Annotated in this window: 20 protein-coding genes and 8 pseudogenes; 9 read left to right on the plus strand and 19 right to left on the minus strand. The window is 67.6% G+C overall.

Going from position 1 to position 25438, the window contains the following annotated elements; translation table 11 throughout:
• Positions 1–67 precede the first annotated feature (67 nt).
• The 6 genes and pseudogenes from ACFQJD_RS10105 to cofD all read right to left on the minus strand — a co-directional run bounded on the left by ACFQJD_RS10105 (position 68) and on the right by cofD (position 4664).
• Positions 68–1071, minus strand: a pseudogene (locus ACFQJD_RS10105) (alcohol dehydrogenase).
• A gap of 188 nt (positions 1072–1259) precedes the next feature.
• Positions 1260–1454, minus strand: a complete 195-nt coding sequence (locus ACFQJD_RS10110) for a 30S ribosomal protein S17e (RefSeq protein WP_379797988.1) — start codon at positions 1452–1454, stop codon at positions 1260–1262.
• 24 nt (positions 1455–1478) lie between these two features.
• Positions 1479–2063, minus strand: a complete 585-nt coding sequence (locus tag ACFQJD_RS10115; RefSeq protein ID WP_379797990.1) for a DUF447 domain-containing protein — start codon at positions 2061–2063, stop codon at positions 1479–1481.
• Positions 2060–2902, minus strand: a complete 843-nt coding sequence (locus ACFQJD_RS10120) for a triphosphoribosyl-dephospho-CoA synthase (RefSeq protein WP_379800475.1) — start codon at positions 2900–2902, stop codon at positions 2060–2062. The genes ACFQJD_RS10115 and ACFQJD_RS10120 overlap by 4 nt, the downstream gene beginning before the upstream one ends.
• A gap of 35 nt (positions 2903–2937) precedes the next feature.
• The gene (locus ACFQJD_RS10125) at positions 2938–3672 is read right to left on the minus strand and encodes a tRNA-dihydrouridine synthase (RefSeq protein WP_379797992.1); all 735 of its coding nucleotides are present in this window, start codon (positions 3670–3672) and stop codon (positions 2938–2940) included.
• Entirely contained in the window at positions 3672–4664 is a 993-nt protein-coding gene (gene cofD, locus ACFQJD_RS10130) for a 2-phospho-L-lactate transferase (protein WP_379797994.1), read from the minus strand. The genes ACFQJD_RS10125 and cofD overlap by 1 nt, the downstream gene beginning before the upstream one ends.
• Positions 4665–4861: 197 nt before the next feature.
• Here cofD and ACFQJD_RS10135 point away from each other — a divergent pair, with 197 nt between their 5' ends.
• The 3 genes and pseudogenes from ACFQJD_RS10135 to ACFQJD_RS10145 all read left to right on the plus strand — a co-directional run bounded on the left by ACFQJD_RS10135 (position 4862) and on the right by ACFQJD_RS10145 (position 7766).
• Positions 4862–6082, plus strand: coding sequence for an HD domain-containing protein (locus tag ACFQJD_RS10135; RefSeq protein WP_379800477.1), 1221 nt, complete (start codon positions 4862–4864; stop codon positions 6080–6082).
• Positions 6083–6243: 161 nt separating this feature from the next.
• Positions 6244–7256: pseudogene (locus ACFQJD_RS10140) on the plus strand (amidohydrolase family protein).
• 45 nt (positions 7257–7301) lie between these two features.
• Complete coding sequence (locus ACFQJD_RS10145; protein ID WP_379797997.1) at positions 7302–7766, plus strand: universal stress protein; 465 nt, start codon at positions 7302–7304, stop codon at positions 7764–7766.
• Between the two features lie 67 nt (positions 7767–7833).
• Here ACFQJD_RS10145 and ACFQJD_RS10150 read toward each other — a convergent pair.
• Together ACFQJD_RS10150 and ACFQJD_RS10155 are read right to left on the minus strand one after the other, a co-directional pair.
• Positions 7834–8759, minus strand: a pseudogene (locus ACFQJD_RS10150) (biotin--[acetyl-CoA-carboxylase] ligase).
• A 34-nt stretch (positions 8760–8793) separates the two neighbouring features.
• Positions 8794–10621: pseudogene (locus ACFQJD_RS10155) on the minus strand (acetyl-CoA carboxylase biotin carboxylase subunit).
• A gap of 327 nt (positions 10622–10948) precedes the next feature.
• Between ACFQJD_RS10155 and asd the strand changes: the two are divergent.
• Positions 10949–11983 (plus strand): aspartate-semialdehyde dehydrogenase, encoded by a 1035-nt coding sequence (gene asd, locus ACFQJD_RS10160; RefSeq protein WP_379797999.1) that lies wholly within the window; start codon positions 10949–10951, stop codon positions 11981–11983.
• Between the two features lie 15 nt (positions 11984–11998).
• Here asd and ACFQJD_RS10165 read toward each other — a convergent pair whose 3' ends face one another.
• On the minus strand, positions 11999–12178 hold the full coding sequence (locus tag ACFQJD_RS10165; RefSeq protein WP_379798001.1) for a hypothetical protein: 180 nt from the start codon (positions 12176–12178) through the stop codon (positions 11999–12001).
• A gap of 99 nt (positions 12179–12277) precedes the next feature.
• Here ACFQJD_RS10165 and ACFQJD_RS10170 point away from each other — a divergent pair, with 99 nt between their 5' ends.
• Positions 12278–13039 carry a CFI-box-CTERM domain-containing protein gene (locus tag ACFQJD_RS10170; protein ID WP_379798003.1) on the plus strand — a complete coding sequence of 254 codons (762 nt, stop codon included), beginning with the start codon at positions 12278–12280 and terminating at the stop codon, positions 13037–13039.
• On the opposite strand, the gene ACFQJD_RS10175 is transcribed toward ACFQJD_RS10170, so the two are convergent.
• The 4 genes and pseudogenes from ACFQJD_RS10175 to ACFQJD_RS10190 all read right to left on the minus strand — a co-directional run bounded on the left by ACFQJD_RS10175 (position 13036) and on the right by ACFQJD_RS10190 (position 15464).
• Positions 13036–13410 carry a hypothetical protein gene (locus tag ACFQJD_RS10175; RefSeq protein WP_379798005.1) on the minus strand — a complete coding sequence of 125 codons (375 nt, stop codon included), beginning with the start codon at positions 13408–13410 and terminating at the stop codon, positions 13036–13038. The genes ACFQJD_RS10170 and ACFQJD_RS10175 overlap by 4 nt on opposite strands.
• Positions 13368–13559, minus strand: coding sequence for a hypothetical protein (locus tag ACFQJD_RS10180; protein WP_379798006.1), 192 nt, complete (start codon positions 13557–13559; stop codon positions 13368–13370). Before ACFQJD_RS10180 ends, ACFQJD_RS10175 begins: the two co-directional genes overlap by 43 nt.
• Positions 13549–13974, minus strand: coding sequence for a hypothetical protein (locus tag ACFQJD_RS10185; protein ID WP_379798008.1), 426 nt, complete (start codon positions 13972–13974; stop codon positions 13549–13551). Before ACFQJD_RS10185 ends, ACFQJD_RS10180 begins: the two co-directional genes overlap by 11 nt.
• A gap of 49 nt (positions 13975–14023) precedes the next feature.
• A pseudogene (locus ACFQJD_RS10190) lies at positions 14024–15464 on the minus strand (Nramp family divalent metal transporter).
• Between ACFQJD_RS10190 and ACFQJD_RS10195 the strand changes: the two are divergent.
• Positions 15355–15624, plus strand: a complete 270-nt coding sequence (locus ACFQJD_RS10195; RefSeq protein WP_379800601.1) for a hypothetical protein — start codon at positions 15355–15357, stop codon at positions 15622–15624. The pseudogene ACFQJD_RS10190 and the gene ACFQJD_RS10195 overlap by 110 nt on opposite strands.
• A gap of 333 nt (positions 15625–15957) precedes the next feature.
• Here ACFQJD_RS10195 and ACFQJD_RS10200 read toward each other — a convergent pair.
• From ACFQJD_RS10200 to ACFQJD_RS10210, 3 genes and pseudogenes are all read right to left on the minus strand, one after another.
• Positions 15958–16194: pseudogene (locus tag ACFQJD_RS10200) on the minus strand (cyclophilin-like family protein); the annotation flags it as partial.
• A gap of 12 nt (positions 16195–16206) precedes the next feature.
• Entirely contained in the window at positions 16207–16329 is a 123-nt protein-coding gene (locus tag ACFQJD_RS10205) for a hypothetical protein (RefSeq protein ID WP_379798010.1), read from the minus strand.
• Positions 16330–16367: 38 nt separating this feature from the next.
• Positions 16368–19389 (minus strand): annotated as a pseudogene (locus tag ACFQJD_RS10210) (FAD-binding and (Fe-S)-binding domain-containing protein).
• A 218-nt stretch (positions 19390–19607) separates the two neighbouring features.
• Here ACFQJD_RS10210 and ACFQJD_RS10215 point away from each other — a divergent pair.
• Positions 19608–19976 (plus strand): VOC family protein, encoded by a 369-nt coding sequence (locus ACFQJD_RS10215; protein WP_379798012.1) that lies wholly within the window; start codon positions 19608–19610, stop codon positions 19974–19976.
• Between the two features lie 31 nt (positions 19977–20007).
• Here ACFQJD_RS10215 and ACFQJD_RS10220 read toward each other — a convergent pair.
• A pseudogene (locus tag ACFQJD_RS10220) lies at positions 20008–20921 on the minus strand (HpcH/HpaI aldolase/citrate lyase family protein).
• Between the two features lie 101 nt (positions 20922–21022).
• On the opposite strand from ACFQJD_RS10220, the gene ACFQJD_RS10225 reads away from it, so the two are divergent.
• Entirely contained in the window at positions 21023–21745 is a 723-nt protein-coding gene (locus tag ACFQJD_RS10225; RefSeq protein WP_379798014.1) for a fumarylacetoacetate hydrolase family protein, read from the plus strand.
• A 13-nt stretch (positions 21746–21758) separates the two neighbouring features.
• Here the strand turns inward: ACFQJD_RS10225 and ACFQJD_RS10230 are convergent, their stop codons facing one another.
• Positions 21759–22715: a D-2-hydroxyacid dehydrogenase gene (locus ACFQJD_RS10230; RefSeq protein WP_379798016.1), complete on the minus strand. Its 957-nt coding sequence runs from the start codon at positions 22713–22715 to the stop codon at positions 21759–21761.
• 325 nt (positions 22716–23040) lie between these two features.
• Between ACFQJD_RS10230 and ACFQJD_RS10235 the strand changes: the two genes are divergently transcribed.
• On the plus strand, positions 23041–24417 hold the full coding sequence (locus tag ACFQJD_RS10235; RefSeq protein ID WP_379798018.1) for an NAD(P)/FAD-dependent oxidoreductase: 1377 nt from the start codon (positions 23041–23043) through the stop codon (positions 24415–24417).
• 558 nt (positions 24418–24975) lie between these two features.
• On the opposite strand, the gene ACFQJD_RS10240 is transcribed toward ACFQJD_RS10235, so the two are convergent.
• Positions 24976–25428, minus strand: coding sequence for a sensor histidine kinase (locus tag ACFQJD_RS10240; protein ID WP_379798020.1), 453 nt, complete (start codon positions 25426–25428; stop codon positions 24976–24978).
• Positions 25429–25438: the final 10 nt, after the last annotated feature.

Consider the following 25438-nt stretch of genomic DNA (forward strand, 5'->3'; position numbering starts at 1 on the left):
CTGGTCGCCGTCGACGGACGACGGTGACGACACGAACGAGCGAGAGAGAAAACGCGTCCCGTGCTACTCAGAGTTCCAGAACGACTCGGAACCGGGCCTCGTTCTCCATCATCCGCTCGTAGGCGGCCGCGACTTCCTCCAGCGGGTACGTCTCTATCTCGGGTGTGATTTCTCGCAGCGCACTGAACGCCAGGGCATCCTGAGAGTCGCGAGCGTGGCCTGACGCCCACCCTTCGACGCCGGCTCGGGACCCGACCAACTTCCGTCCGTCGACGGCTATCTGCTCGCCGGGGACGCCGATGACGACCGCTCGGCCGTCGATTCCGAGGCCGCCGACGACGGACTCGATGGCGTCGCTGACGGGCGCGGTGGCCAGCACCACGTCCGCGCCGCCCAGTGCCCGCAACCGCTCGGTCGGGTCCGTCTCGGCGGTGTTCACGAAGTGGTCGGCACCCAACTCGAGCGCCAAATCCTCCTTGTCGGAACTCCGCGAGAGCGCGACTGTCTCGAAGCCGGCGGCGTGGGCGTACTGGATACCGAGGTGACCCAGACCGCCGATCCCCTGGACGGCCACGAGATCACCGGGGTCGGCGTGACTGTTCCGGAGGGCGTTGTAGGTCGTCACACCGGCACAGAGCAAGGGCGCGGCGTCGACGGAGTCGAGGTCGTCGGGGACGGCGACGACGGCCTCGGCGGGGACGGTGGCGTACTCGGCGTAACCCCCGTCGAAGGTCAGCCCCGTGATGTCGCCGTTCTCACACTGGCGGAAGTTTCCCCGCTGGCAGGGTTCGCAGATGAAACAGTGTCCGCCGTGGTAGCCGACGCCGACGCGGTCACCGGGCGTCCACCGCTCGACGTCGTCGCCGACGGCGTCGACCCGGCCGGCGATTTCGTGGCCCGGAATCCGCGGATAGGAGACGCTTGGATGCGTTCCTCCTTCACGTTGGCGTCGCCGTGACAGACACCGCAGGCCTCGATGGCGACCCGAACCTCGTCCGGGCCGGGTTCGGGAACGTCGCGCTCGACCACCTGAAAGTCCGCCCCCGGTTCGTCGACGACGACTGCCTGCATGGTTTCGGGCATGGCACCCGTAGTTCAGACCTGGGCCAATAACTCACTGGCCGGCTATGGCGGTACGTAGGAGCGTACCTTCCGCGTCGATGTGCCGTCCCCGAAGGCTCCGACCGACGCCGACAGCAGACGCTCGAAGTACGATACGCTCCGCTCACCGGTCGAAGTGCGTCAGAAACCGAAGCGGGTTACGCCTGGGCCGCTGCGCCGGCTTTCTTGCGCGTGATGTAGCCCGCGATGCGGTTGCGAACGCCCTTGGATTCGACGTTGGTCAGTTTCTCGACGCTCTCCTTGTTCGTCGCGAAATCCGTGTTGAACGCCTGCGGGTAGCGCTCCAGGAGGAGACTCCCGAGCTGCTTGACGTACTTCGGCTTGATCGGCATAGGAGGAACTACCGGCGTCGTTCACTAAAACGATTCGTTCCGTCTCTCGCGCCACCCCGTCGCCGCGTCGATGCGAGCGAACGCCTCGCGTTCGGCCGGGCCGCCACACCGGTCTACCACGTCGGCGAAGTAGGCGAGTCTGTCGAGGAGGGCGTCGGTGTCGTAGGCGGGGACGTCCAGTCGCGACGCCGCGACGGTCGCGTCGACGACGGCACAGAACCCCCGATTGATGGTCGGCACGTACTCGTGGCGCACCTCGCTCTCCACCGAACGCAGTTCCCACCGCTCCCACTCCGTTCCCTCGTCTTCGCCCGTCGCTACCGACTCCGCCTCGATTTCGACCCACGCGTCGGCGTTCGGTAACACGGGGTCGTCGGCTTCGCGGATCGTCAGCGCGGCGTCGACGAACTCGCGGGGGTCGGTCGTGAACTGAACGACGCCGCCGCCCTCGCGGTGGAAGTTCCGGCGCGTCCGCGTGGTTCCCCAGGTCGTCGCCGTCACCGGGTCACCGGCGTGCAACCCGAGCGCGGCCGCGTTCCACCGGTCGTTTGGGCCGCGCGTCGTCACTACCGACTCCGTGACGCCGCGGAGGGCGACGGGCCAGCTCACACCGGCACCCCGCGTTCGAGGGCGACGAAGATGGCCGCGGCGGTGAGGTCGGCCGTCGTCCCCGGATTGACGCCCCGCTCGACGAACTCGTCGGCGAGCGCGGCGACCGACTCGGGGTCGCCCCGCGCCGCCTCCGCCTTCCGGCGCACTTCCTCGGCGACTTCGCCTCCGTGTTCGACGGCCACCAGCGAGTCCGGTTCCTCCGCGAGCAGTTTCAGGAACGCCCGGGCGACGCGGTCGAGGATCGGGCCGTCGTCGTCGACGACGGCCGCGGCGGCGTCGAAGGTGCGCTCGAAGCCCCCGACCCACTCGCGGGCGTTGGCGTCGCCGTCGGCGCTCAACGCCATCACGTCGGCGAGCGTCAGACCGCGTTCGTCGAGCGCCGGAATCGCGTCGCTCCCCCGGCGGACGTCGAGGTCGGGGGCGTCCGCCGGCGGGTCGTCCACCGCGACGTCGACGTGTTCGAACGCGCGGTAGAAGTCGGCGGCGTCCTCGACGGTGGTATCCTCGACCACCTCGGTGACCCCTGCCGGCGAGAGGTCGCCGCGGGCCGCCCCGCGGACGAGCGGGACGAGCAAGAGGAGACAGCCGAACTGCGTGTTGCCGCCGTCCTGTTGGCTCATGCCGGCGACGGCGCGTTCGAACGCCTCGCCGACGGACGGGGCGGTCGGTCCGCGTTCGTTCGCCATCCGAAGGCCCGCCGCCGACCCCACCGCACCGGCGAGGAAATGTTCGAAGCGCAGATTGGGGTAGTCGCGTTCGCGGTCGACGTTGCCGGGTTTCGGCGTCGCCGCCACCTCGAGCAGGAGGGCGAGTTGGGCGTGGTCCGCGGGCGACATCGAGGGGCGCGGGTCGGTCGCGGTGGAGCGAGGGCTCACGGCGACGCCTCCCGGGACAGGTCGTCGACGGCGTCGCGGACCCGCGCGAGGACGCGCGGGTCGTCGCTCGGGCGGCCGACGCTCACCGCGTCCGCGCCGTAGTCGGCGTACTCCCGAACCGTCGCGCGGTCCCTGACGCCGTTGTTGGCGACGAGATAGAGGTCGGTCGCCGCGGCGACGTCGGCGACGACGGATTCGGTGTCCATCGCGTCGACGTGTATCGCCGTCGCGCCCGCCGCCTCGATGCGTCGGGCCGTCTCCACCAGGTCGACGCCGGGAACCTCGGCGCGGACTTTCACGCTCACCGTCGCGCCCGTCTCCGCCGCCGCCGCGACGTACGAACCGAGGCGGTCGAGGTCCCGCAGGAGCGTCTCGCCACACCCCACCGCGCAGAGTTCGTCCTGCCGGCAGTGGGCGTTCACCTCGACGACGGCGTCGTGGTCGGCGCAGATTTCGGACGCCGCGCGGACGTGCGTGGTCGTCGTGCTGCGGACGTTGAATCCCGGTCGCAACGGCGCGTCGCCGAGCGCCGACAGCTGCCGGTCGACGAACGTCAGCGGATCGGCCGGCAGGAACTCGTCCCTGTCGCGGGCGACCATCGCCGCCGCGGCGGCGCGGGACCGTTCGTCCAGCGCGATGCCGCCGAGGACGGCCGCGTCGGCGTACGCTGCGCCCGCTCGCGCCCAGTCGGCGTCCGACTGCCCGCTCAGACTGGCGAGGACGAGACGCATCACGCCACCTCCGCGAACGCGTCGGCGACGGCGCGGGCCACGCGCGCGGCGTCGTCGGCGTCCGACATGTCGGTGTCGGTGCGGACGACGGGTCGGTCGAGGTCGGTGCCGTCGTCGGTGTCGAGGACGAACGCGTCGGCGAAGGGGTAGGCCTCAGCGACGCCGGCGGTGCTGGGGTCCCGACCGACGCCGGCCATCAGTTCGGCCGCCGGCCCGGAGAAGACGCGGTCCTCGACGAACGGCGAGACGGCGACGACGGGCGTGGATTCGAGCGCCGCCTCGACGCCGTCCAGCGCGAGCATCGGCCCGATGCTCGTCACCGGGTTCGACGGACCGACGACGACCCGATCGTCGAGGGCGGCCAGCGTCTCGGGCGTCGGGTCGGCCGTCTCCGCGCCGCGGAACTCCACGTCCTCGACGGCGGGGCCGGCGCGGCGGGCGACCCAGAACGCCTGGAAATGCATCGGTCCCTCGTCGGTGTGGACGACGGTCGCCACGGGGTCGTCGCTCATCGGCAGGAGGTCGACGTCGAGACCGAAGGCGTCGGCGAGCGTCCGCGTCACCTCCGTCAGGGTCCGGCCCTCGTCGAGGAGGCTGGTCCGCGTGACGTGGACCGCGCGGTCGCGGTCGCCGATCTCCATGAACTCGGCGACTCCGGAGAACCGCCGCCAGCGGGCGATGTCGCGGCCGGCGGTTTGACGGTCGGCCGGGAGGTAACGCGGCCCGGATTCGAGTCCGGCCGCCTCCGCGAGGCGGTGGAGTTCGGCGTGCGTCTCGGCGGTGTCGTCCGCGATGCCCCACCACGTGTCGGTGTCGAGGACGCCGCCGCCGTGAAAGAGGACGGTGTCGACGTCGGGACAGACGAGGAGTCCGCCGAGTTCGACGTCGTCGCCGGTGTTGCAGACGACGCTCGTCTCGGCGGGGTCGAACACCTCGCTGGCCCCGTCCAGTAGCTTCGGCGTACCGGTGCCCCCGGCGAGGAACGTGACCATAGACGACGTTGCCCACGCCCGGGCTTGTCTGTTCCGACCGCGGCCGATAGGGGCGTGATCGTCGGTTCGACGCGGTCCGTCGAAGTCCGGTGGTGCCTGGCGTGGCGACCGTCGGCGTTCGAGACGCCACACCGACGTCGAACGCGGCGGGTTCCGCGTGGGAGATTTATTAGGCGACGACGGCGAACGTTCCCGTGATGCTCACCATCAAGGACAGCGTCCACGACCACATCGAGGTGGAGGGCGTTGCGGAGGCGTTGCTGGACACGCCGGCGATGCAACGCCTCAGGCGCGTCCGGCAACTGGGGACGGTCCAGTTCGTCTACCCGTCGGCGAACCACACGCGCTTCGAACACAGCCTCGGGGTCTACCACCTCGCGTCGCGAGCGCTGTCTCACCTCGGCGTCGAGGGGCGCACCGCCGAGCGCGTCCGCGCCGCCGCCCTGCTGCACGACGTGGGCCACTGCCCGTTCAGTCACAACGTCGAATCGCTCGTCCAGCGACACACCGGAAAGTACCACGACGACGTGGACGAGCTCCTCGCGTCGGGGGAGGTGGGTGAGGCGCTTCGCGACCACGGTCTCGACCCGGAGACGGTGGCGGGCCTGGTCGCCGGCGAGGGCCAGTACGGCCAGCTCGTCTCGGGCGAACTCGACGTCGACCGGATGGATTACCTCGTGCGCGACGCCCACCACACGGGCGTCCCCTACGGCACCATCGACCACGGCCGGCTCGTCCGCGAGCTGACGTTCGTTGACGGAAAGCTCGTTCTCGCGGAGGGAAACGTCCAGACGGCCGAGAGCCTGCTCCTCGCGCGGGCGCTGATGAACCCCACGGTGTACCAACACCACGTCGCCCGCATCAGCAAGGCGATGCTCCGGCGCGCCACCGGCCGACTGCTCCGCGGCGACTACGACGCCGAGACGGTCCGCCGGATGGACGACGCGGATCTGCTGGTCGCGCTGCGAACGAACGAGGAGACGGCGGACGCGGCAAGTCGGCTCTCGACCCGCGATCTGTTCAAGCGAGCGGTCTGGGCGGAGCTGTCGGACGTCCCGGAGTCGCTCAGGGACGCCGACCACGAGACGATCCACGAACTCGAAGCCGAGATCGCGGCCGACGCGGACGCGGACCCCGACTCCGTCGTCGTCGACGTGCCGCCCGAACCGTCGATGCGCGAGTCCACCTCGCGGGTCGTCGTCAACGGGGAGATACGGCGACTCGACCGGCAGTCGCCGCTCGTGAGCGCGCTCCGCACCGCCCAGCGAAATCAGTGGCGGCTCGGCGTCTACGCGCCAGAGTCCGCCACCGACCGAGTCGGGCGGGCCGCCGCCCGCGCCCTCGGCCTCGACATGGACGGGTCGCTCGTCCGCGAGGTCCGCGCCGGCCGCCACGCCACCCTCGACGAGTTCAGGTAGTCCGAGGCGCTTCGGTCATCGCCGAGTTCAGGTAGTCCGAGGCGCTTCGGTCATCGCCGAGGTCGGGGAGTCCGAGGCGCATTAGCCATCGCCGAGGTCGGGGAGTCCGAGACACGCCCCAGTTCGATTAGTTCAAGGGCGTCTCCGCCGTGGGTCCGGTGATGCACGTCGAGGGCACGATTCTCCGAGGACGCGAGTTCGAGCCGATAGACGGGCGCGTCGTCGTCGAGGACGGCGAGATCGTCGCGGTCGAGGAGACGAGCACGGACGCCGACGCCATCGTCTTGCCGGCGTTCGTCAACGCCCACACCCACCTCGCCGACTCCATCGCCAAGGAGGCGGGCAGAGGCCTCTCGCTCGACGAACTCGTCGCGCCGCCGGACGGCCTCAAACACCGCCTCCTCCGGGAGGCGTCGGCCGAGGAGAAAGTCGCCGCCATCCGCCGGACGATCCGATTCATGGAACGGTCGGGGACTGCCGCCTGCATCGAGTTCCGCGAGGGCGGCGTCGCCGGCGTCGAGACCCTCCGGACGGCGCTCGACGGCTTCGACCTGGAGGCCGTCGTCCTCGGGCGCGAGAGCGCGGACGCGATGCACGTGGCCGACGGCTTCGGCGCGAGCGGCGCGCGCGACGCCGAGTTCGGCGACCTGCGCGAGACCACCCGCGAGGCCGGCAAACTGTTCGGCATCCACGCCGGCGAACGCGACTCCTCGACCTGGATCCGGCGCTCGACCTGGCCCCGGACTTCCTCGTCCACGTCGTCCACCCCGAACCGCGCCACCTCGACCGGATCGAGGACGAGGACGTCCCCGTCGTCGTCTGTCCCCGGTCGAACCTCGTCACCCGCGTCGGCGTGCCGCCCCTCCGCGAACTGCTGGACCGCACGACCGTCGCCCTCGGCACCGACAACGTGATGCTCAACAGCCCGTCGATGTTCCGCGAGATGGAGTTCGCCGCCAAACTCGCCGACCTGTCGGCTCCCGAAGTGCTCCGGATGGCGACGGTCAACGGCGCGGACCTCGCGGGCCTGAACTGCGGCCTCGTCGAATCCGGCCGCGACGCCAAACTCCTCGTGCTCGACGCCGACTCCGACAATCTCTGTGGCGCGCGCGACCCCGCCCGCGCGGTCGTCCGCCGCGCCGGCGTCGCCGACGTCGAACGCGTGATCCGGTAGTCGGACGAAGAGTTATAGTGGTGTGGTACCGTTCCACACGCGTAGATGTACGACCGGATTCTGGTCCCGACGGACGGGTCGACGGAGGTAGAACGCGCCGTCGACCACGCGATCGAACTCGCGTCGACCAACGACGCGTCGATCCACGCGCTGTACGTCGTCAGTACGAAGACGTTCACGGGGTTACCGATGGAGGCGTCGTGGGAGAGCGTCGACCGGTTCCTCCGGGAGGACGCCGAGGAAGCGGTCGAGCGAGTGCGCGAACTCGCGACCACGTCCGGTATCGACGTGGCGACGGCCGTCGCGGAGGGAAAACCGAGCCGCGAAATCGTCGAGTACGCCGAACGCGAGGACTGCGACGCCGTCGTGATGGGAACGCACGGACGGGGCGGTATCGACCGATTGCTCCTCGGGAGCGTCGCCGAGGCCGTCGTCCGGAGTTCGAGCGTCCCCGTCCTGACCGTGAACGTCCGGGAGGAGACGGATGACGTGTCACCGCGCCGCGTCTGACCCACGCCGTCTGCTTTCTCATGCGGGCCGCCGTCGTGCCGGCCGCAGGTGTTCATGCGGGCCGCCGTCACGCCGGCCGCAAGTGTTCACACTCACCGGCGTGGATCGTCCGTCGACCGTCCGCCGTCCGCACGACCAGCGCTCCGGGAAACGTCACGTCGACGGCCTCGCCTTCGAGTACCTCCGTCGCCGTCTCGACGCGCACTCGCCGGTCGAGCGTCACCGACAGCTCCCGCCACGCCGGTAAGATCCGATCGGGGTCCTCCCACAGCTCGTGGAACGTTTCGAGCGTTCGCTGGAGGAATCGGCGTCTGTCGACGTCGCCGGCCTCTTCGCGGACGCTCGTGGCTCCCGGCGGTAGGGCGTCGGCGTCGACGTTGGCGTTCACACCCGCGCCGACGACGAGCCACGACACCCGGTCGGCCTCGCCTTCCATCTCCGTCAGCACCCCGGCGAGTTTCCGCTCGCTCCCGTCGACGAGGACGTCGTTCGGCCACTTGATGACCGCGGGTGCGCCGGCCTCGCGGCAGGCGCGGGCCACCGCCACCGCCGCCGCGAGCGTGAAGACGGGGACGTGCGCCGGCGGGCGGTCCGGTCGCAGGACGAGACTCGCCCAGACGCCGCCGGACGGAGACGACCACGCCCGCTTCAGTCGCCCCCGACCCCCGTCTGTTCGTCGGCGACGACGACGACGTCGGACGCACCGTCGGCGGCGAGGTCCCGCGCCCGGTCGTTCGTACTCGCGACGCTGTCGTGGTGTTCGACCCGGTAGGGGGCGTCGAGACCGAACTCGACGGCGGCCGCGCCGTAGTCGGGAACCTCGGCGACGACGTAGCCCGCGTCGGTGCTCTCGACGTCGAATCCGGCGTCGCGGAGGGCGTCGACGTGTTTCCAGACCGCCGCGCGCGACACGCCGAGTCGGTCGGCGAGTTCGGGCCCGGAGACGGGACCCTCGGCGAGCGCGTCGAGGACGGCCCGGCGCGTGTCGTTCATGACCGAGCGTCGGCGTCGGGCGGGAAGATTCTGCCTATTCGAGGACGACGAGCGGGTCGCCCATGTCGACGCTCTCGCCCTCGCCGACGAGAATCTGGGCGACGGTGCCGCCGCGTTCGGTCACCACGTCATTTTCCATCTTCATGGCTTCGAGGACACAGACCACGTCGCCGGCCGCCACCTCGTCGCCCTCGTCGACTTCGACCGAGAGGATCGTCCCCTGCATCTCGGCGGTGATCTGCTCGCCGCTGGCGGCGACCTGTTCCTCGCCGCTCGTCTCCTCGGTGGCCTGTGGCGGGCGCTCGGTCGTCTCGCCGCCACCGCCGCCCGTCGGAATCGCGGGCGCGCCGCGCTCCTCGAGGTTCACCTCGAATCGCTTGCCGTTCACCTCGACGGTGAACTCGCGTTCGGTGACCTCCTCTTCTGCCGCCTCGGCCGCTTCGGTCGACCCCCACTGCTCGACGGCCCGGTCGATGCGTTCGGGGTCGAGTTCCTCGTCGAGGTAGTTCGTCGTGTGTTCGCCCGCGACGAACGTCTCGTCGGTCACCATGAGCCGGTGGAACGGGATGACCGTGTGAAAGCCCTCGACGTCGAACTCCTTGAGGGCGCGTTCGGACCGGGCGAGACACTCCTCGCGGTCCGAGGCGGAGACGATGAGTTTGGCGATCATCGAGTCGTAGTCGCCGCCGACGTCGTCGCCCTGTCGCACCGCGTCGTCCATGCGGACGCCGATCCCCCCGGCGGGTCGTACGTCTCGAGTTTGCCCGTCGCCGGGGCGAACTCCTGGGCGGCGTTCTCGGCGTTGATGCGGAACTCCATCGCGTGGCCCTCGACGTCGACGTCGCTCTGGTCGAAGCCGATTCTCTCGCCGGCGGCGATGCGCAGCTGCTCTTTGACGATGTCGATCCCGGTGATCTGTTCGGTGACGGGGTGTTCGACCTGGATTCGAGTGTTGACCTCGAGGAAGTAGAACTCCCCGTCGACGGCTTCGCCGTCTGCTCGTTGCGTCTCCGACGCAACGGTGTCTTCGACGAGAAACTCGACGGTGCCGGCGTTGGTGTACTCCGTCTCGCTGATGCCCCGGCGGGCGGCGTTGCCGATGCGTTCGCGGAGTTCCTCGCTCAGCGCCGGACTCGGCCCCTCCTCGATGATCTTCTGGTGGCGGCGCTGGAGCGAGCAGTCGCGTTCGCCCAGGTGGCGCACGTTGCCGTGCTGGTCGGCGACGATCTGCACCTCGATGTGACGAGGGGCTTCGAGATACTTCTCCAGATAGACCGTTGGGTTGTCGAAGTAGGCCTCGCCCTCGCGTTTGGCCGTCTCGAGTTGGTCCTCGATTTCGTCGGGGGTCTCGACCACTTTCAGGCCGCGCCCGCCGCCGCCGCCCTCGGCTTTGATGGCGATGGGGTAGCCGTACTCCTCGCCGAACGCCGCGACTTCGTCGGGCGTCTCGATGGGGTCTGTCGTCCCCGGCACGACGGGGACGTCCGCCGCCTGCATCACCTTCCGGGCTTTCGTCTTCTCTCCGAGCCGTTCCATCGCGTCGGACGGGGGCCCGATCCACGTCACGTCGCTCGCCTCGACTTTCTCGGCGAACGAAGCGTTCTCCGCGAGGAAGCCGTAGCCGGGGTGGATGGCGTCCGCACCGGCCTTCCGGGCGGCGTCGAGGATCGCCTCCTGGTCGAGATACGAGTCGGCGGCCCGCGCCGGGCCGACGTTGTAGGCTTCGTCGGCGTAGCGGACGTGGCCGGCGTGTTTGTCCGCCTCGCTGTAGACGGCGACCGTTCGGACTCCGAGTTCCTCGCAGGCGCGCATGACGCGCACTGCGATTTCCCCCGATTCGCGACGAGAACCTTGCTGAACATGCCTCGGCCTACTCGTACCACCCCCTCACTTTATCGGTTGGGTCCTCCCGCCTCCGGATTCCCGACGGTCGGGCCGGCGAATCCGCGGGCCGCTGACGCCGCCCGCGTCGACGTCGCCGCCCGAACCGACGTCGTCCCGTGCCGCGTCGGTTCCAGCGCCGGGAGTCGAAACGGATGGTGGAACGTACACCGATACGGGAATCGATCGGACGCTCGTCACAGTAATCGTGACATACGCCCGATGTACTGCACGAATAGCGGATTCCGTCGCCTCGTGGGCGGACCGAATCCAAACGGCCTTATGTGAGTGTCACCCTACGTCAAACAATGTCAGTACGAGTCGGAATCCTTGGCGCAACCGGCGCAGTCGGCCAACGATTCATCCAACTGCTCGACGACCACCCCACGTTCGAACTCGCGGCGCTCACCGCGAGCGACGAGAGCGCGGGCAAGTCGTACCGAAAGGCGGCCAAGTGGCGCGTCGACACCCCGATCCCGGCGGACGTCGCCGAGATGACGGTCCGAAAGACCGACCCCGCGGACGTGCCCGCAGACGTGGATCTGCTGTTCTCGTCGCTGCCGTCGAGCGTCGCCGCCGACGTCGAACCGGCGTTTCTCGAAGCGGGGTACGTCGTCTCCTCGAACTCCTCGAACGACCGCCTCGCCGAGGACGTGCCGCTGACGATCCCCGAGATCAACCCCGACCACCTCGACCTCATCGAGGTCCAGCGCGACGAACGCGGCTGGGACGGCGCGCTCGTCAAGAACCCGAACTGCTCGACGATCACCATGGTCCCGACGCTGGCCGCCCTCGACCGCTTCGGCCTCGAACGCGTCGACGTGGCGACGCTCCAGGCCGTCTCCGGCGCGGGCTACTCCGGCGTCACCTCGATGGAGATCATCGACAACGTCCTCCCCCACATCGGCGGCGAGGAGGACAAGATGGAGACCGAATCCCAGAAGCTCCTGGGCACCTTCGACGGCGCGGAAGTCGACTGGCACGACGTCGACGTCTCCGCTTCGTGTAACCGCGTCGCGTCGCTCGACGGCCACCTCGAGAACGTCTTCGCGGACCTGAGCGAGGACCCTTCGCCCGGCGACGTCGCCGAGGCGATGCGCGAATACCCCGGCGTCGACCTGCCGAGCGCACCGAACCAGCTCATGCACGTCTTCGACGATCCCTCGCGACCCCAGCCGCGTCTCGACCGGATGCGCGGCGACGGCATGCAGATCTCCGTCGGCGGGGTCCAGGAGACGCCCCGCGGCGTGAAGTACAACTGCCTCGCGCACAACACCGTCCGCGGTGCCGCGGGCGCGAGCGTCCTCAACGGCGAACTCCTCGCGGAGAACGGCTACCTCTGAGCGGCCACTGCAGGCTCATTCGAGCAGCGCCGCGTCGGTCCCGACCAGATACAGGAAGACGAGCAACGGCAGGACGAGCGCGGCGGTGAGCGCGTACTGGCCCGCCCAGAGGAACCTCATCGCGACGAGGACGGCACCCACGAGAATCGCCCTGACGAGCAGGGCTCCGAGGAGCGCCGAGAGGTAGTCAGTCACGGGTCGAATTGTACTTCTTCCAACAAAAATCCTCAGATCGGTCGCCGAATCGACCGATTCGCGCCGAACGCTTTTGGTTCGGGCCGTCAGTGACACCGTATGAGCGAGGAGGGGAGCAACCCGGACGGGGACGCGAGCGCCGACTCCCGATCGGTCGACGAGTCGACGACCGAGGGCCCGGCCGACGCGGAGACGGGAGCAGACACAGCGAGCGAACCTCCCGGTGACGCCGACGCCGTCGACGAAGACGAAAGCCCGGCCGACGCCGTCGACGAAGACGACGGTCCGGTGGAAGTCGGCGACGGCCGGGAGAAACACGTCACCGTCGTCACGGAAGCGGGTACGGAGGTCACCCACGGCGACGTCTACCTCCGCCACTCCGAGGAGGGGTTCGCCGTTTCCCCGGAGGCGGAGTTTCCGGCGGCCGAGACGACGCGCTACCGGAAGGCGAATCTCGAACGCGTGGAGGTGACACAGCACCACGCGGCTTGTTTCATTACGACTGCGACGGCGGGCGACGGACCGACGCTCGACGCCCTCCGTGGCTTTCGCGACGGCGTGATGACCGCGTCGCGACCGGGGCGAGCGCTCCTGTGGGTGTACGACGCCGTGAGTCCGCCCATCGCGGCCACGCTGGCGCGCCATCCCGACGCCCGGTCGACTCGGCTCGTCCGGTGGCTCGTCGAACGGTGTGGGGCCGTCGCTCGCCGTCGCGAGGAATCGGGCGCAACCGGCCGGACGCTCCGGTCGCTCTCGCTGACGGCGCTGTACGTCGTCGGCGTCTGTCTGGCGGCCGCGGCCCACCTCTGGCTGTCGACGACGGGCGGGCCGAACGGCCGCGAGAGCGCCCGTCGCGACTAGCCGAAAAGGCGCCGGAGGTTCTCCATCGGAGCGAAGCCGACGCCCGACTTCGCCTCGACGTCGAATCCGTGATCCTCGCCGACGGCTTCGAGGTCGGCGACCAGTTCATCCACGACGTCGACGCCGTGGAGGCGGAAGGCGTACGACGTCCCGTCGGCGGCGTAGACGGTGAGTTTCGGCCGGCCGGCCCAACCGCCCCGGTGGACGAGAACCCGATCGACGTTCGAGTAGCTGAGCCAGACGACGGAGTCACCCTGCAACAGCACTTCGTCGAGGCCGTGGACGTCGTAGACGTCCTGCATCGCGTCGGCTTCGCGGTGGTGTTTCTTCATCCCGAGGCCGAACATGGGAGTGATGTAGCTGTACTCCACGACGTGGAGGCCGTCGCTCGCGAAAAGAGATCCGCGAGGCGGAGCGGGAACGACCCGGCCATGCCGAAGTGGACGTGGAGGTCGACTTCGATGTCCGTGTTCGGCAGGTCCTCGAACTGCGCCGGATCGACGTCGGTCTCAGTCGCCATCGGTGCCCTCGCTGCGGTAGCCGAGGTAGCCGAACAGGTACGCGCCGAGCACGAACAGCAGTCCGGCGACGAGGTGCATTTCGACGGCGACGTAGACGCCGACCGCGATGCCGAGGACGGCCAGTCCGACGGACAGGCGCATCCGGAGCGAGTACGACTCGACCGATTTCCCGGTTCGGTCGTCGATGTGGTCGTCGCCGACCCGTCGTTCGCCCACGTAGGTCACGATCATCACAGCGAGGCTCACGAGGACGATAGCCGTCCGTGCGCCGGCCGAGACGTGATAGTCGAACGCCCGCGCGAGAAAGAGCGGGACGCCGATGGCGACGAGGCCGCCGAGATAGATGACTATTCGGTAGGCGACGAGAAACCGGAAGATATGCGACAGACCGGTCTCTCTGGTGTGGGAAGCCATAGCGTAGCTTGTGACGTCGCGATAAATAAACGGTCGGGTGTATCGCGATTCAGGCGAGGAAGCCGTGGGCCTCGTCGGAGTTGGCCACGGTTCCCGACGCGTCGAGTTTCGCCCGACCGGAGCGATACATCGTGTAGACCTGTACCACGAGGAACAGGACCCACAGGAGGTAGCCGCCGCCGGCGCTGTCGACGACGTTCACCGTCGTGGCGAAGGCGTCGAGGCCGAGGCGGCTGACCAGCGTGTCACCGATGAGCAGCACGCTGAAGTAGCCGAAGAAGCCCGTCGCCCACCACATCGCGGCGACGCGGGCCCACCCTGGCTGGGTGTGTTCGGGGAGACGCGTCGTGTTGAGGATGACGGTGAGGGCGTTGTACGGCCACATCATCACGCCCGCGATGGCCGCACCGATGACCAGCAGAATCCACGGCTGCTGGAACTGCGCGCCGATGATGGCGATGCCCCAGAGCGTGAACAGCGTCATCAGGCCGAGGAACGTCCGCGGGAGACTCCAGCCGGCTTTCCGGCCGTAGCCCTCGTAGAGGATGTCGACGCTGTTGCGGACGAACGCCTCGAAGATGGCGTACTGCGTGCTGAACAGGGCGATGAACAACACCGCGTACAGCAACAGTGCCGCGACGCCACCGAGTTCGGGGATGACGACGGAGAGCCACATGTCGATGGCACCGACGTCGGTCCCGCTGGCGAACTCGGCCGAGATGGTCATCGCGATGGTCGCGACGATGAGCAGGCCGAGCACGAACGACAGGAAGTGTTCCTGCTGGGTGACCTTCCACCACGCCTTCCAGCGCTTGAGGTTCTTCTCGGTCGGTTCGAAGGTGAAGCCGCCGTGGACCTCTTCGGGTTCGACACCGCGGAGCGGGTTCTTCACCCGGCCTTGGTAGGAACCCATGCCGTAGCCCTTCTCACGCGCCCACACGCCCTGTGCGAGGTTGATGTATCCCCCGCACCGGCGTAAGCGAGTCCGCCGAGGAAGACGGCGATGTTCATATCCGCCGGAAGCGCGCCGAAGTTCACCGCGCCCGCGGGGACGTTCACTAGCTGGCCGATGGAGCCGACGAAGAACACGAGCACGACGGCTGCCAGGACGGCGGTCAGCATCAACGCCACCTGGAACTTCTCGACGACGTTGTACAGGATCGGTCCCGCCTGGTAGGTGAGCCAGATGAAGACCATCGACGCGACGCCGATGATCCACCACTCGGCCCGCGGGACGATGCCGGTCCACGCCGCCAACACCTCAGAGGCCCCGGCGGCCCACCCCGGCCAGCCGACGTGGAAGAAGCCGGCGACCAGGAAGAACCACGGCCAGACGCCGTGGACGCGGTCGAGCGCGCGGAAGATGCTCTCCCCGTCGCGATGGTCCACCGCTGGAGTTCGGTGTTGATGAAAAACTGCGTGATGACGCCGATCCAGAAGGCCCAGTACAGCCCCCAGCCGTTCTGGGCGATGAGCGTCGGCCAGAACATCGTCTCCCCACTCCCCAGCGACGCACCGAGCATAATCGCGCTCGGTCCGACGATGTGGGACACCTTCGGAACCTTCGGCATGTCCTGTTTTCGGAACCCCTCCTTGCCGTCGGTCTTCGGGTATTCGCTCGTTTCGGGAGCTACTTCGAGAGATTCGTAGTCGACCTCCCGATACACTGATTCCCGATACTGTTCCCCTACCTCTTTCGTCGCGTGGACGTCGTCTTTCGTCACTCCCCCATCCGTCTCGACGGGGCGTGTCTCGTTTTTGTCTGACATTGTGTCCCCTCCTGCGTGATACCGCCCGCGTTGCCGTCTTTCTGTGCTATTGTATCACACCGCGTGGTGCGTGTTACCGTGTAGTACGATGTCATATATATTCATCGGAATTGTAGGAATTTAACAATATAGAGGCGACGACGTGTCGGTTGATTTCGCCGCAAACACTGCGCCGTCGCTCACAGTCTCGAAAACACACGCCGATCGTCGGGGGTTATCGCCGCTCGACGCGCACCGTCGCTCCGCCCGAGACGGACGCGAGCGGCCCCACATCGTCGATTTGGGCGACGACGTTCACCGGCGAGGCCGCCCGCGGTTCGTCGCCCCGACTCGCGGGTGTCGACCCCCAGAATAGACAGAGCGCGTTCCCCCGGGGCCAGTAGGCGACGCCCCCGACCGGGACTTCCTCGCGGGCGTTCTCGGCCGGGACGTCGACCGGGACGCCGAAGTAGAGTTCGTCGCCTCAGCGAGCGGCGTCGCCTTCGACCGGTAACGCGTCCGCGACGGCGCGTCGCGTCTCGGGGCTGTCGTCGGTCCACGTCGCCGGCAGTTCCACGTCGTCGACGGCGATGGCGAAATCGCTCATGTGTCAGGAGAGACCGGACGGCTAAAAAGTGTAGGTGCTTACGCCAGCGCTTCGCGGAGTTTCTCTATCGGGTGGGGCGGGTTGTCGTGGCCCTCGCGGTCGCCGAACTGAGACCGGCAGGAACCGCCGGGCGCGGTGACGACGTCGCCCGGACTCTGTTCGGCCTGCCGGTAAACGATGCGGCCGATGGCCTTCGAGAGTTCGTAATGTTCGTCGTGGTAGCCGAACGACCCGGCCATCCCACAGCAGCTCGAATCGAGGGCGTCGACGTCGTAACCGGCGCGTTTGAGGACGCCGACGGCGTGGTGGTCCTTGTTCGTCGCCTTCTGGTTGCAGTGGCCGTGGTACGTCAGCGTCTCGTGGGGATTGTCGAAGTCGAGCTGGTCGTCCACGCCGAAGGTGTCGAAGTACTCCAGGACGCCGTAGGCGTTCCCGGCGACGGCTTCGACGGCGTCGCCCGAGAGCAAGTCGAGATACTCGTCCTGGAACATCACGGCGTCGGACGGCTCGACGAACACCACGGACCAGCCCTCGTCGACGAGGGGCCGCAGTTCGCGGACGTTCGCCTCGGCGCGTTCGCGCGTGACGTCGAGCATCCCGCTGGAGAACGCCGCCCGACCACTCGGAGCGAGGTTCTCCGGGATCCGGACGTAGACGTTCGCCGCTTCGAGGACCTCGACGGCCGCCTTCCCCGCTTCGGGATACATGTAGTTCGTGAAGGTGTCGGGGAACAGGAGCACCTGGTCGTTGGCGTTCGAGGGTGCGACCTGACAGCCACCGCGCGCGTCGAACCAGTCGACCAGCGACTCGCTGGTGAATTTCGGGAGCTTTCGGTCGGGCGCGATGCCGGCGACTTTCCGCATCACCTTGCGCGCACCCGGGAGCTTGGGCCCGACGTTGGCGACGGGCGCGAGGGCGCTCCCGAGTTTCGAGAGCGTGTCGATGTTAGCGAAGATGCGTTCGCGGAGGGAAACGCCCTCCTCCTGGTGGTACTGGTGTTTCACCTCCGTCTTGAGTTTCGCCATGTCGACGCCGGTCGGACAGTCGCTCTTACACCCCTTACAGCCGACACAGAGGTCGAGAACCTCCTCCTGGAAGCGGTCGGAGTAGATTTCGTCTTCGGGGAGTTCCCCGCTGATGGCCGCCCGGAGCATGTTCCCGCGGCCGCGCGTGGCCTGGATCTCCTCTTTCGAGGCGCGGTAGGTCGGGCACATGACTTCGGATTCGGTCTGTCGGCAGGTCCCACAGCCGTTACAGAGCTCGACCAGATGGGAGAAGCCGCCCTCGTCTTCGAAGTCGAGCGCCGTCTGCGGTTCGACCGAGGAGTAGTCCGCGCCGTAGCGGAGGTTCTCGCGCATGTCCGCGCCGACGCCGCGTTCGTTGTCCGGGCCGACGTCCTCGGGGCCGTCGCGGTAGACGACGTTGCCCGGATGCATGAGCCACTCGGGGTCGAACGCCGTCTTCAGTTCCTTGAACGCCTCCCAGAGTTCGTCCCCGTACATCTTGGGGTTGAACTCCGTGCGCGCCATCCCGTCGCCGTGTTCGCCCGAGAACGACCCGTGGTGTTTGAGGACGAGGTCGGTCACGTCCTCCGTGATGGAGTGCATCGTCTCGATGCCCTCCTCCTCTTTGAGGTTGAGGATGGGGCGGATGTGGAGCGTCCCGCTACCGGCGTGAGCGAAGTACGCGGCCGACGTGCCGTGGTTTTCGAGGACTTCCTCGAACTCCATGACGTACTCCGCCAGCTCCTCGGGCGGCACCGTTGCGTCCTCGATGAACGGGTAGGGCTTGGGGTCGCCCTGCAGCCCCATCAGGAGCGGAATCGCCGCCTTGCGGAGCTTCCACATGTCCTTCTGGTCCTTCTCGGAGTAGGCCTCCAGCGCGTCGAAGGCCTCGCCGTTCTCGACGAAGTAGTCGTTCGTCTCGGCGATGGCCGCCTCGAAGTCGTCGACGAGTTCGGAGTCGTACTCCAGCATCAGCGCCGCCGCCGTCCCCTCGGGGATGGGTTCGGCGTACTGGGCGAACTCCGTGGAGTCGGCCGCCAGACGGAACACCTCGTCGTCCATCAGTTCGACGATGCTCACGTCGAACTGGAGGGCCTGCGGGACGGCCTCCATCGCGTCGACGAGGTTCTCGAAGCAGTAGAGCACCAGCGCCGTCTCCTCGGGTTTGGTCACGAGCGAAACCTCGGCCTCGACGATGACGCCGAGCGTCCCCTCCGAACCGACGAACAGTTTCGAGAGGTTGATGACTTCTTCCCCTGGTCGTTCTCGTAGATGACTTTCTGGAGGTTGTAGCCCGAGACGCTCCGCTTCAGTTCGGGGTAGCGCTCCTCGATCTCGTCCTCGTGTTCCTCGACGAGGCCGCGCACCGTCTCGTAGACGTCCGCTTCGAGGGTGTCCTCGCTCACGATGTCGTCCCACTCGTCGCTATCGAGGACGACTTCGCGGGTGCGTATCTGGGAACCGTCGGCGAGGACGACCTCCAGTTCCTCGGTGTAGGCGTCGGTGATGCCGTAGCGCACCGAGTGTGCGCCGGTGGAGTTGTTCCCGATGCCGCCGCCGACGGTCGCCCGGTTGGACGACGCCGGATCGGGCGCGAACTTCAGCCCGTAGTCGTCGAGTTCGGCGTCGAGGTGGTCCTGTACGACGCCCGGTTGGATCGTCGCCCGTTTCCCGTCGGGGTCGACGTCGAGGATGTCGTCCATGTGCCGGGTGAAGTCCAGGACGACACAGCCCGGACCCACCGTCTGGCCGCCGAGCGACGAGCCAGCGCCCCGGGGAGGATCGGAACCTCGTGGTCGGTGGCGACGTTCACGGCGGCTTTCACGTCGTCGACGTCCGTCGGGAAGACGACGCCCGCGGGACGGGCGCTGTAGATGCTCCCGTCGGTCGCGTACAATACCTGTGCGTACTCGTCGAAGGCGACGTCGCCAACGACGCTCTCTCGTAGGTCCGCAGCAAGGTCACGGTACTCTTCGACGTCCGGGTGGTCGTGTCCCAGAGCGTCGACGGAGGTTTCCAAGTCTTGCGGATCGTAGAACTGATCCTCGACGGCCATGTGAGTGGTGGACGTACCTTGCGGTGTTAAGTGCTACGAACTATCAGCCCGTCGTCGGAGAAATACGCCCATTTTTCGGTAAGATACTGCCTCTCCTGTCCGAATCCCGTCGAACGATCGTGAGGAATACGCGGTTTTTCCCGACCGTTTCGGATCCGAATTAACGGAGCGGGAGAACCCGCGCCTTTATGCACTCGTCGGAGCGAGACGGGTGTGCAATGGAACTCATCCACGTCTGTCTGAACGTCGCGGACGCCGACGAGTCGATCGCCTTCTACGAACAGTTCGGCTTCGAGGAGTCGTGGTCGTTCGAGACGCCGGACGGAGAGACCGTCAACCGCTACGTCGCCGACGAGAACGGGGTCGAACTCCAGTTGTCGGAGACGGAAGGGGAGACGGAGTTCGAGGAGGGGACCGCGTGGGACCACCTCGCCATCGGCGTCGACGACGTCGACGCGGTGTTCGAGGAGATCGACCACTACGGCGTCGAGAGCAAGCCCGCCGACCAGCCCGCTGCGGGCGCGCGAACGGCGTTCGTCCGCGACCCGGACGGCCACGTGGTCGAACTCGTCCAGCCGCTGGAGTAGTCGGACGGACCCCGCGAGATCGCTCCACCGCTTAGAGGATCCCCGCCGCCCGCGCCTTGGCGACGACGTCGCGCGCCATCCGGTCCGTGGCCTCGTCGACGAGCTGTCCGTCGACTTTCACCGCGCCCTTGCCGTCCGCTCTCGCCTCGGCGTAGGCGTCGACGAGCCGCTTCGCGCGTTCGACCACCTCGGGATCGGGGAGAACACCTCGTTCCCCACCGCGATCTGGTTCGGGTGGACGACGCCTTTGCCGTCACAGCCGAGCATGTGGGCGCGTTCGGCCGACTCGCGGAAGCCGTCGAGGTCGTCGACGTCCCCGTACGGACCGTCGATGAGAGGCAGGTCGGCGCTCTTGGCGGCGGTGTTGCACTGAGCGAGCGCGTGGTGCCAGTAGTGGCCCGGATAGTCGGGGAACTGGCCGATGTCGAGTCCGGGCGTCCCCATCGCGGCCGAGTAGTCGCCGGGGCCAAAGAGGAGGGCGCTGAGGCGGTCCGAGGCGTGTGCGATCTCGTGGACGTTGTGCATCCCTTCGCCGTCCTCGACCTGGGGTTCGAGGCCGATGGCACCGACGTCGAGACCGACGTTGACCTCCACCTGTTCGAGGAGGTCCTCGACGGTGTGGACGTCGCTCGCGCAGGTCACCTTCGGAACGACGACGTCGTCGATGTACTCGCCGGCCGCGGAGACGACGTCGATGACGTCGTCGTACCACCACCGGGTGTCGATCCCGTTGATGCGATAGGAGAGAATCGTGTCGTCCCAGTCGAGGTCGCGCGCGGCCGCGATAAGCGACTCGCGGGCGTCGGCCCTCTCGGTCGGTGCGACGGCGTCCTCCAGGTCGAGAAACACCTCGTCGGCGGCCGAGTTCGCGGCGCTCTCTACGTACTGGCGGTCGGGGGCGGGCGTCGCCAGCTGCGTCCGCCGGAGTTCGACGTCGTCTGTCATCGTCCTGACGTCCCGTGCGCTCCCGGCTGCATAAAGCTACCTCGGCCGCGAGCGTCGCCGGGATTCACAACCGGTTTAGGGGTCGAAAGCGAGCACCGCCCATGCGACTCGCACGCATCGAAACCGACGCGGGTGTCGTCTCCGGAGAGTACGAGGACGGCGTCGTCTCGACGGACGACGGCGAGTACGTCGTCGGCGAAGACGCCGAACTCGTCGCGCCCTGTGAGCCGTCGTCGCTGTACTGCGTCGGCCGCAACTACGCCGAGACCCTCGAACAGATGGAGTACGAGACGCCCGACGAACCGGACTTTTTCATCAAGCCGCCGGCGTCGGTCGTCGGTCCCGGGGACGACGTCCCGTATCCCACCTTCTCCGAGGAGGTCACCTACGCGGGCGAACTCGCGGCCGTCGTCGGCGAGCGGTGTCACCGTCTCGACCCCGACGAGGTCCCCGACGCCCTCCTCGGGTTCACCATCATGAACGACATGGACGCCCTCGACCAGCAGGGACGAACCGCGCGCAAGGCCTGGGACGCCTCGGGCCCGCTCGGGCCGTGGATCGAGACCGACCTCGATCCGACGGCCATCGACATGCACACCGACGTCGCCGGCGAGCGGCGACAGGAGGCCAACACCGAACTGATGCTGTTCGGCCCGTACGAGATCGTCTCCTATCTCTCCGAGCGATTCACCTTCCGCCCGGGCGACGTCGTCGCCTTCGGCAGCCCCGCCAACCCGGGCCTCGTCGAACCCGGCGACGACGTCGAAATCCACTACGAGGGCGTCGGCACCCTCCGGAACACGATCGCGGAACCCGAAGCCTGACCGGTCGCGTCCCTCACACGACCTGATTTTCCAGCTCCTCGAACGCTCCGGTCTCCGCCGCGCGTTCGACGTTCTCCGCGAGGATGTCCGCCAGTCGGTCGTAGTATTTCGGCGTGTGACCCGCGTTGTGTGGCGTGATGAGGACGTCGTCGAACCCCCAGAGCGGATGGTTCTCGGGGAGGGGCTCGGGATCAGTCACGTCGAGGACGGCACCGCGCACGTCGTTCGACCGCAACGCGCCCAGCAGTGCGTCGGTGTCGACGACGGGGCCGCGCGCGACGTTGATCAGGAGCGACTCCGCGGGGAGCGTCCGGAACTCGTCGTCGCCGAGGAGGCCGCGCGTCGTCTCGGTCAGCGGACAGGCGAGGACCAGATAGTCGGTTCGCGCCAGCGCTTCGTGAATCTCGTCGAAGCCGAACACCTCGTCGGTAGGACCGCCCTTCTCGGGCGAGTAGCGGACGCCGAGCGTCTCGACGCCGAACGGATCGAGGCGGTCGACCAGCGTCTCGCCGATGGCCCCGAGGCCGACGACGGTGACGGTGCTCCCCATGAGTTCGTCGCCGGGATAGGACTGCCAGCGGCGCTGCTCCTGCTGTTCGCGCGCCTGTCCGAAACCGCGGGTGAAGTAGACCATCGCGCCGACGGCGTATTCGGCGATGTTCGGCCCGTGAACGCCCGACGCGCTGGTCACGGCGACGTCGTGGGCCGCGAACTCGTCGACGTCGAGGTGGCTCGTTCCCGCGTACGCACACGCGAACAGTTCGAGATTCGACGCCTCGGGGAGCAGTTCGGTGGGGAAGGTGATACCCGTCGCCACGCGCACCGTCCGGAGTAGCTCGCGCTCCTCCTCCGGCGTCGTCGCCACGGCCACCTCGTGGTCCGGGAGACGGGGCCGGATCTCGTCGGCGTAGTCCGCTGCCGGCATTCCGTGAATCTTCTGTCGCAGGACCGCGATGTCGGGATCGCTCATGGGGTACGGGTCTTCGCCGTCACATATCAGTGTTCGTCATCGCAGGTCGGGAGGACCCCATCCGACGGCTTCGAATGAGATGGCCGAGTCGCCCAAGTGGGACGGTCGAGTCGCCCAGATGGTACGGCCGAGTCGTCCGAGTCGCTGCGCGTCGAACAGTAAACGTTTCACCGTAGTCCCCTGTTACAGAAGCAACGATGGAGCCGAACGCAGCACCGTCGACGTGGTCGCAGGCCCAACAGCGCCTCGTAGCCGAGACACGCGGGGTCGCTCCCGGCCGCGGTCCGGCACAGTCGGTCGACCGAGGGTCGACGGGGGCGACGCGATGACCGAGCACGTCGACGTCGCCGTCGTCGGCGGCGGGCCGGCGGGGTCCTCAGCGGCACACGCCGCCGCCGCGAACGGAGCGTCCGCTGTCGTCTTCGAGAAAGGCGTCCCGCGGGCCGACCGCGAGGGCCTCGGGCCCGACTCCACCGACGCGGCGGGCATCCTCGACTACTGGGTCGACATCATGGGCATCCACCCCGACGAGATGCCCGACGACGTGGTGTTACACGAACTCGACCGGGCGGAGTTCGTCGGCCCGCACGAGTCGTGTATGCTCCACGACACCGGTATCGACGCCTCCTACGACGGATTCGGATTCACCTTCCACCGCGCGAAGTTCGACGACTGGCTTCGCGAGCGCGCCGAGGACGCGGGCGCGGCGTATCGCGTCGGCACGTCGGTCAAAGGCGTCGAGACGGATCTCGACGAGTCGCCGCGGCACGTCCTCAGCCTCGCCAACGGGGACGAACTCGCGGCCGACTTCCTCGTCCTCGCCGACGGCCCCCAGCGGACCGTCACGAACCGCGTCCTCGATCGCTACCTCCCCTTCGACGTGACCGACCGCCTCGACTCGACGGAGGTCAACCACATCGCCTATCAGGAACACCGACGCCTCCCGCCGGCCGTCGCCGAAGACGTGCGGGGAGCCATCCGCTTCTGGTGGGGGTACATCCCGGGCCACACCGCCTACCCGTGGATCTTCCCGAACGACGGCGACGTCGCCCGCATCGGCCTGACGATGCCGATCGGCGTCGACCTCTCGACGGTCGATGACCGAGAGAAATACCGCCTCCTCCGTTCGGAGGACGACCGCATCCCGCAGGGCCGCGAGTACGTCCGCCGCCTCCTCGAACAGGAGTACGGCGACGAGTACGACGTGCCCGACGACTTCCCGCTCGTCGAGGACCGGGGCAAGCGCGGCGGGACGGAGACGTACGCCATCTCCTCGACGCGCCCCGTCGATTCGCCCGTCGACGCCGGTGTCGCCGTCGCCGGCGGCGCGATGGGGGCGACGTCGGCGTTCCACGAAGGCGGCGACCACGTCGCCATCCGGACCGGGCGCATCGCCGGCGAACTCGCGGCCGCGGGCGACCTCTCCCGGTACAACGACGCGTGGAAAGACGCCATCGGTAACGAGGTCCGGCGCAACGTCGCCATGGCCGACATGGTCCGCGACTACGGCCCGGACGACTGGGACCGGGCGTTCCGGACCGCCCGGAAGATGCTCGCGGGACGCGAGGGCTACGAGATGTTCGACCGGACGCTGGCGGCCGGGTGGGACGCGATGAAGCTTCTGGCCGGCTACAAGTGGCGGAAGTTCGGCCTCCGCGGCAGTCGATGCGTCCAGATCCGGGACGACGAATACGTGTACTGAGGCGTCCGCCGTCGACGGCCGCGACGCCGACGCCCGTGAAACGTCGACGGAACGGGTTCCGCAAGCCGTTAGTCACTCGCCGTCCTAAACCCACTGCGTGCCTTTAGTCCCCGCCCGAGTACTCCCCACCGGGGAGCGATGACAGCGCGGCGAACCCGGGCACGCGACAGTGGTGCCGTCCCACGCGTTCGACGGCCGCCCGGCACGAGGGTTTCCCGGCCGACGCGGCACGCCGCCTCGGGATGAGGCCGGTCGTTAGTGTTCCGGGCGTATAATTTTGATATGCCACTCAGATAATTTGAAAATAATATGAATTACAACGGTCTAAACCTGCCAGTATGGCCAAACAGATAGGATTCGATGGGGGTTTTCGCTACCCCCGTCAAAGATTCCTTGTAATCCGACTGTAGGCTGTAGTTCGTTACACTCCCATAGTCTCGTTTATTTCACGTGGTTCGTGTTGAACTACTCATCCGGTAGAACTGCAAACTAAGCAAGCCACAGATCATCCCACAATTACTGAGATTCCGTCACTCATCTCTTTCTCGATGCAATCAGCTACTCAGCAGTAAATGTCACATCGGTAATCTCAAACCGTGCACCGCCGGTCTCGCTCTCGACCACGCGGATATTCCACCTATGTGCGTCAACGATCTCCTTCACGATTGAGAGCCCGAAGCCTGATCCCTCTTTTGCTGTCGAGTAGCCGGATTCAAACACCTGCTCACGCTCATCCTCGGGAATGCCTGGTCCATCATCGGCAACATAAAATCCATCATCAATATCACCGATCGTGATCGTGACATCATTTCCGCCGTGTTCGACTGCGTTCCGAATCAGATTCTCCACCAATTGCTCCAGACGACTACTATCGGCCTGAATCTCCCGATCGGTATCAGTGACCAGCGTTGCCTCGGCAGTCGGGACAGTCTGCCAGCAGTTCTTGATAAGTTTCCCGAGGTCAACCGACTCGAATTCCCCTACGTGGACGCCTTCACGGGCGAGCGTCAAGAGGTCTTCA

Source organism: Haloplanus sp. GCM10025708 (genome assembly GCF_042663985.1).
GTDB lineage: Archaea > Halobacteriota > Halobacteria > Halobacteriales > Haloferacaceae > Salinirarus > Salinirarus marinus.

Bases quoted from the DNA above. Each gene is read 5' to 3' on its own strand.
- ACFQJD_RS10110 (WP_379797988.1), bottom strand. From the start codon at position 1,454: ATGCCGATCAAGCCGAAGTACGTCAAGCAGCTCGGGAGTCTCCTCCTG.
- ACFQJD_RS10120 (WP_379800475.1), bottom strand. From the start codon at position 2,902: ATGTCGCCCGCGGACCACGCCCAACTCGCCCTCCTGCTCGAGGTGGCG.
- ACFQJD_RS10125 (WP_379797992.1), bottom strand. From the start codon at position 3,672: ATGCGTCTCGTCCTCGCCAGTCTGAGCGGGCAGTCGGACGCCGACTGG.
- cofD (WP_379797994.1), bottom strand. From the start codon at position 4,664: ATGGTCACGTTCCTCGCCGGGGGCACCGGTACGCCGAAGCTACTGGAC.
- ACFQJD_RS10135 (WP_379800477.1), top strand. From the start codon at position 4,862: ATGCTCACCATCAAGGACAGCGTCCACGACCACATCGAGGTGGAGGGC.
- ACFQJD_RS10145 (WP_379797997.1), top strand. From the start codon at position 7,302: ATGTACGACCGGATTCTGGTCCCGACGGACGGGTCGACGGAGGTAGAA.
- asd (WP_379797999.1), top strand. From the start codon at position 10,949: ATGTCAGTACGAGTCGGAATCCTTGGCGCAACCGGCGCAGTCGGCCAA.
- ACFQJD_RS10170 (WP_379798003.1), top strand. From the start codon at position 12,278: ATGAGCGAGGAGGGGAGCAACCCGGACGGGGACGCGAGCGCCGACTCC.
- ACFQJD_RS10180 (WP_379798006.1), bottom strand. From the start codon at position 13,559: ATGGCGACTGAGACCGACGTCGATCCGGCGCAGTTCGAGGACCTGCCG.
- ACFQJD_RS10185 (WP_379798008.1), bottom strand. From the start codon at position 13,974: ATGGCTTCCCACACCAGAGAGACCGGTCTGTCGCATATCTTCCGGTTT.
- ACFQJD_RS10195 (WP_379800601.1), top strand. From the start codon at position 15,355: ATGGTCCACCGCTGGAGTTCGGTGTTGATGAAAAACTGCGTGATGACG.
- ACFQJD_RS10205 (WP_379798010.1), bottom strand. From the start codon at position 16,329: ATGAGCGATTTCGCCATCGCCGTCGACGACGTGGAACTGCCGGCGACG.
- ACFQJD_RS10215 (WP_379798012.1), top strand. From the start codon at position 19,608: ATGGAACTCATCCACGTCTGTCTGAACGTCGCGGACGCCGACGAGTCG.
- ACFQJD_RS10225 (WP_379798014.1), top strand. From the start codon at position 21,023: ATGCGACTCGCACGCATCGAAACCGACGCGGGTGTCGTCTCCGGAGAG.
- ACFQJD_RS10230 (WP_379798016.1), bottom strand. From the start codon at position 22,715: ATGAGCGATCCCGACATCGCGGTCCTGCGACAGAAGATTCACGGAATG.
- ACFQJD_RS10235 (WP_379798018.1), top strand. From the start codon at position 23,041: ATGACCGAGCACGTCGACGTCGCCGTCGTCGGCGGCGGGCCGGCGGGG.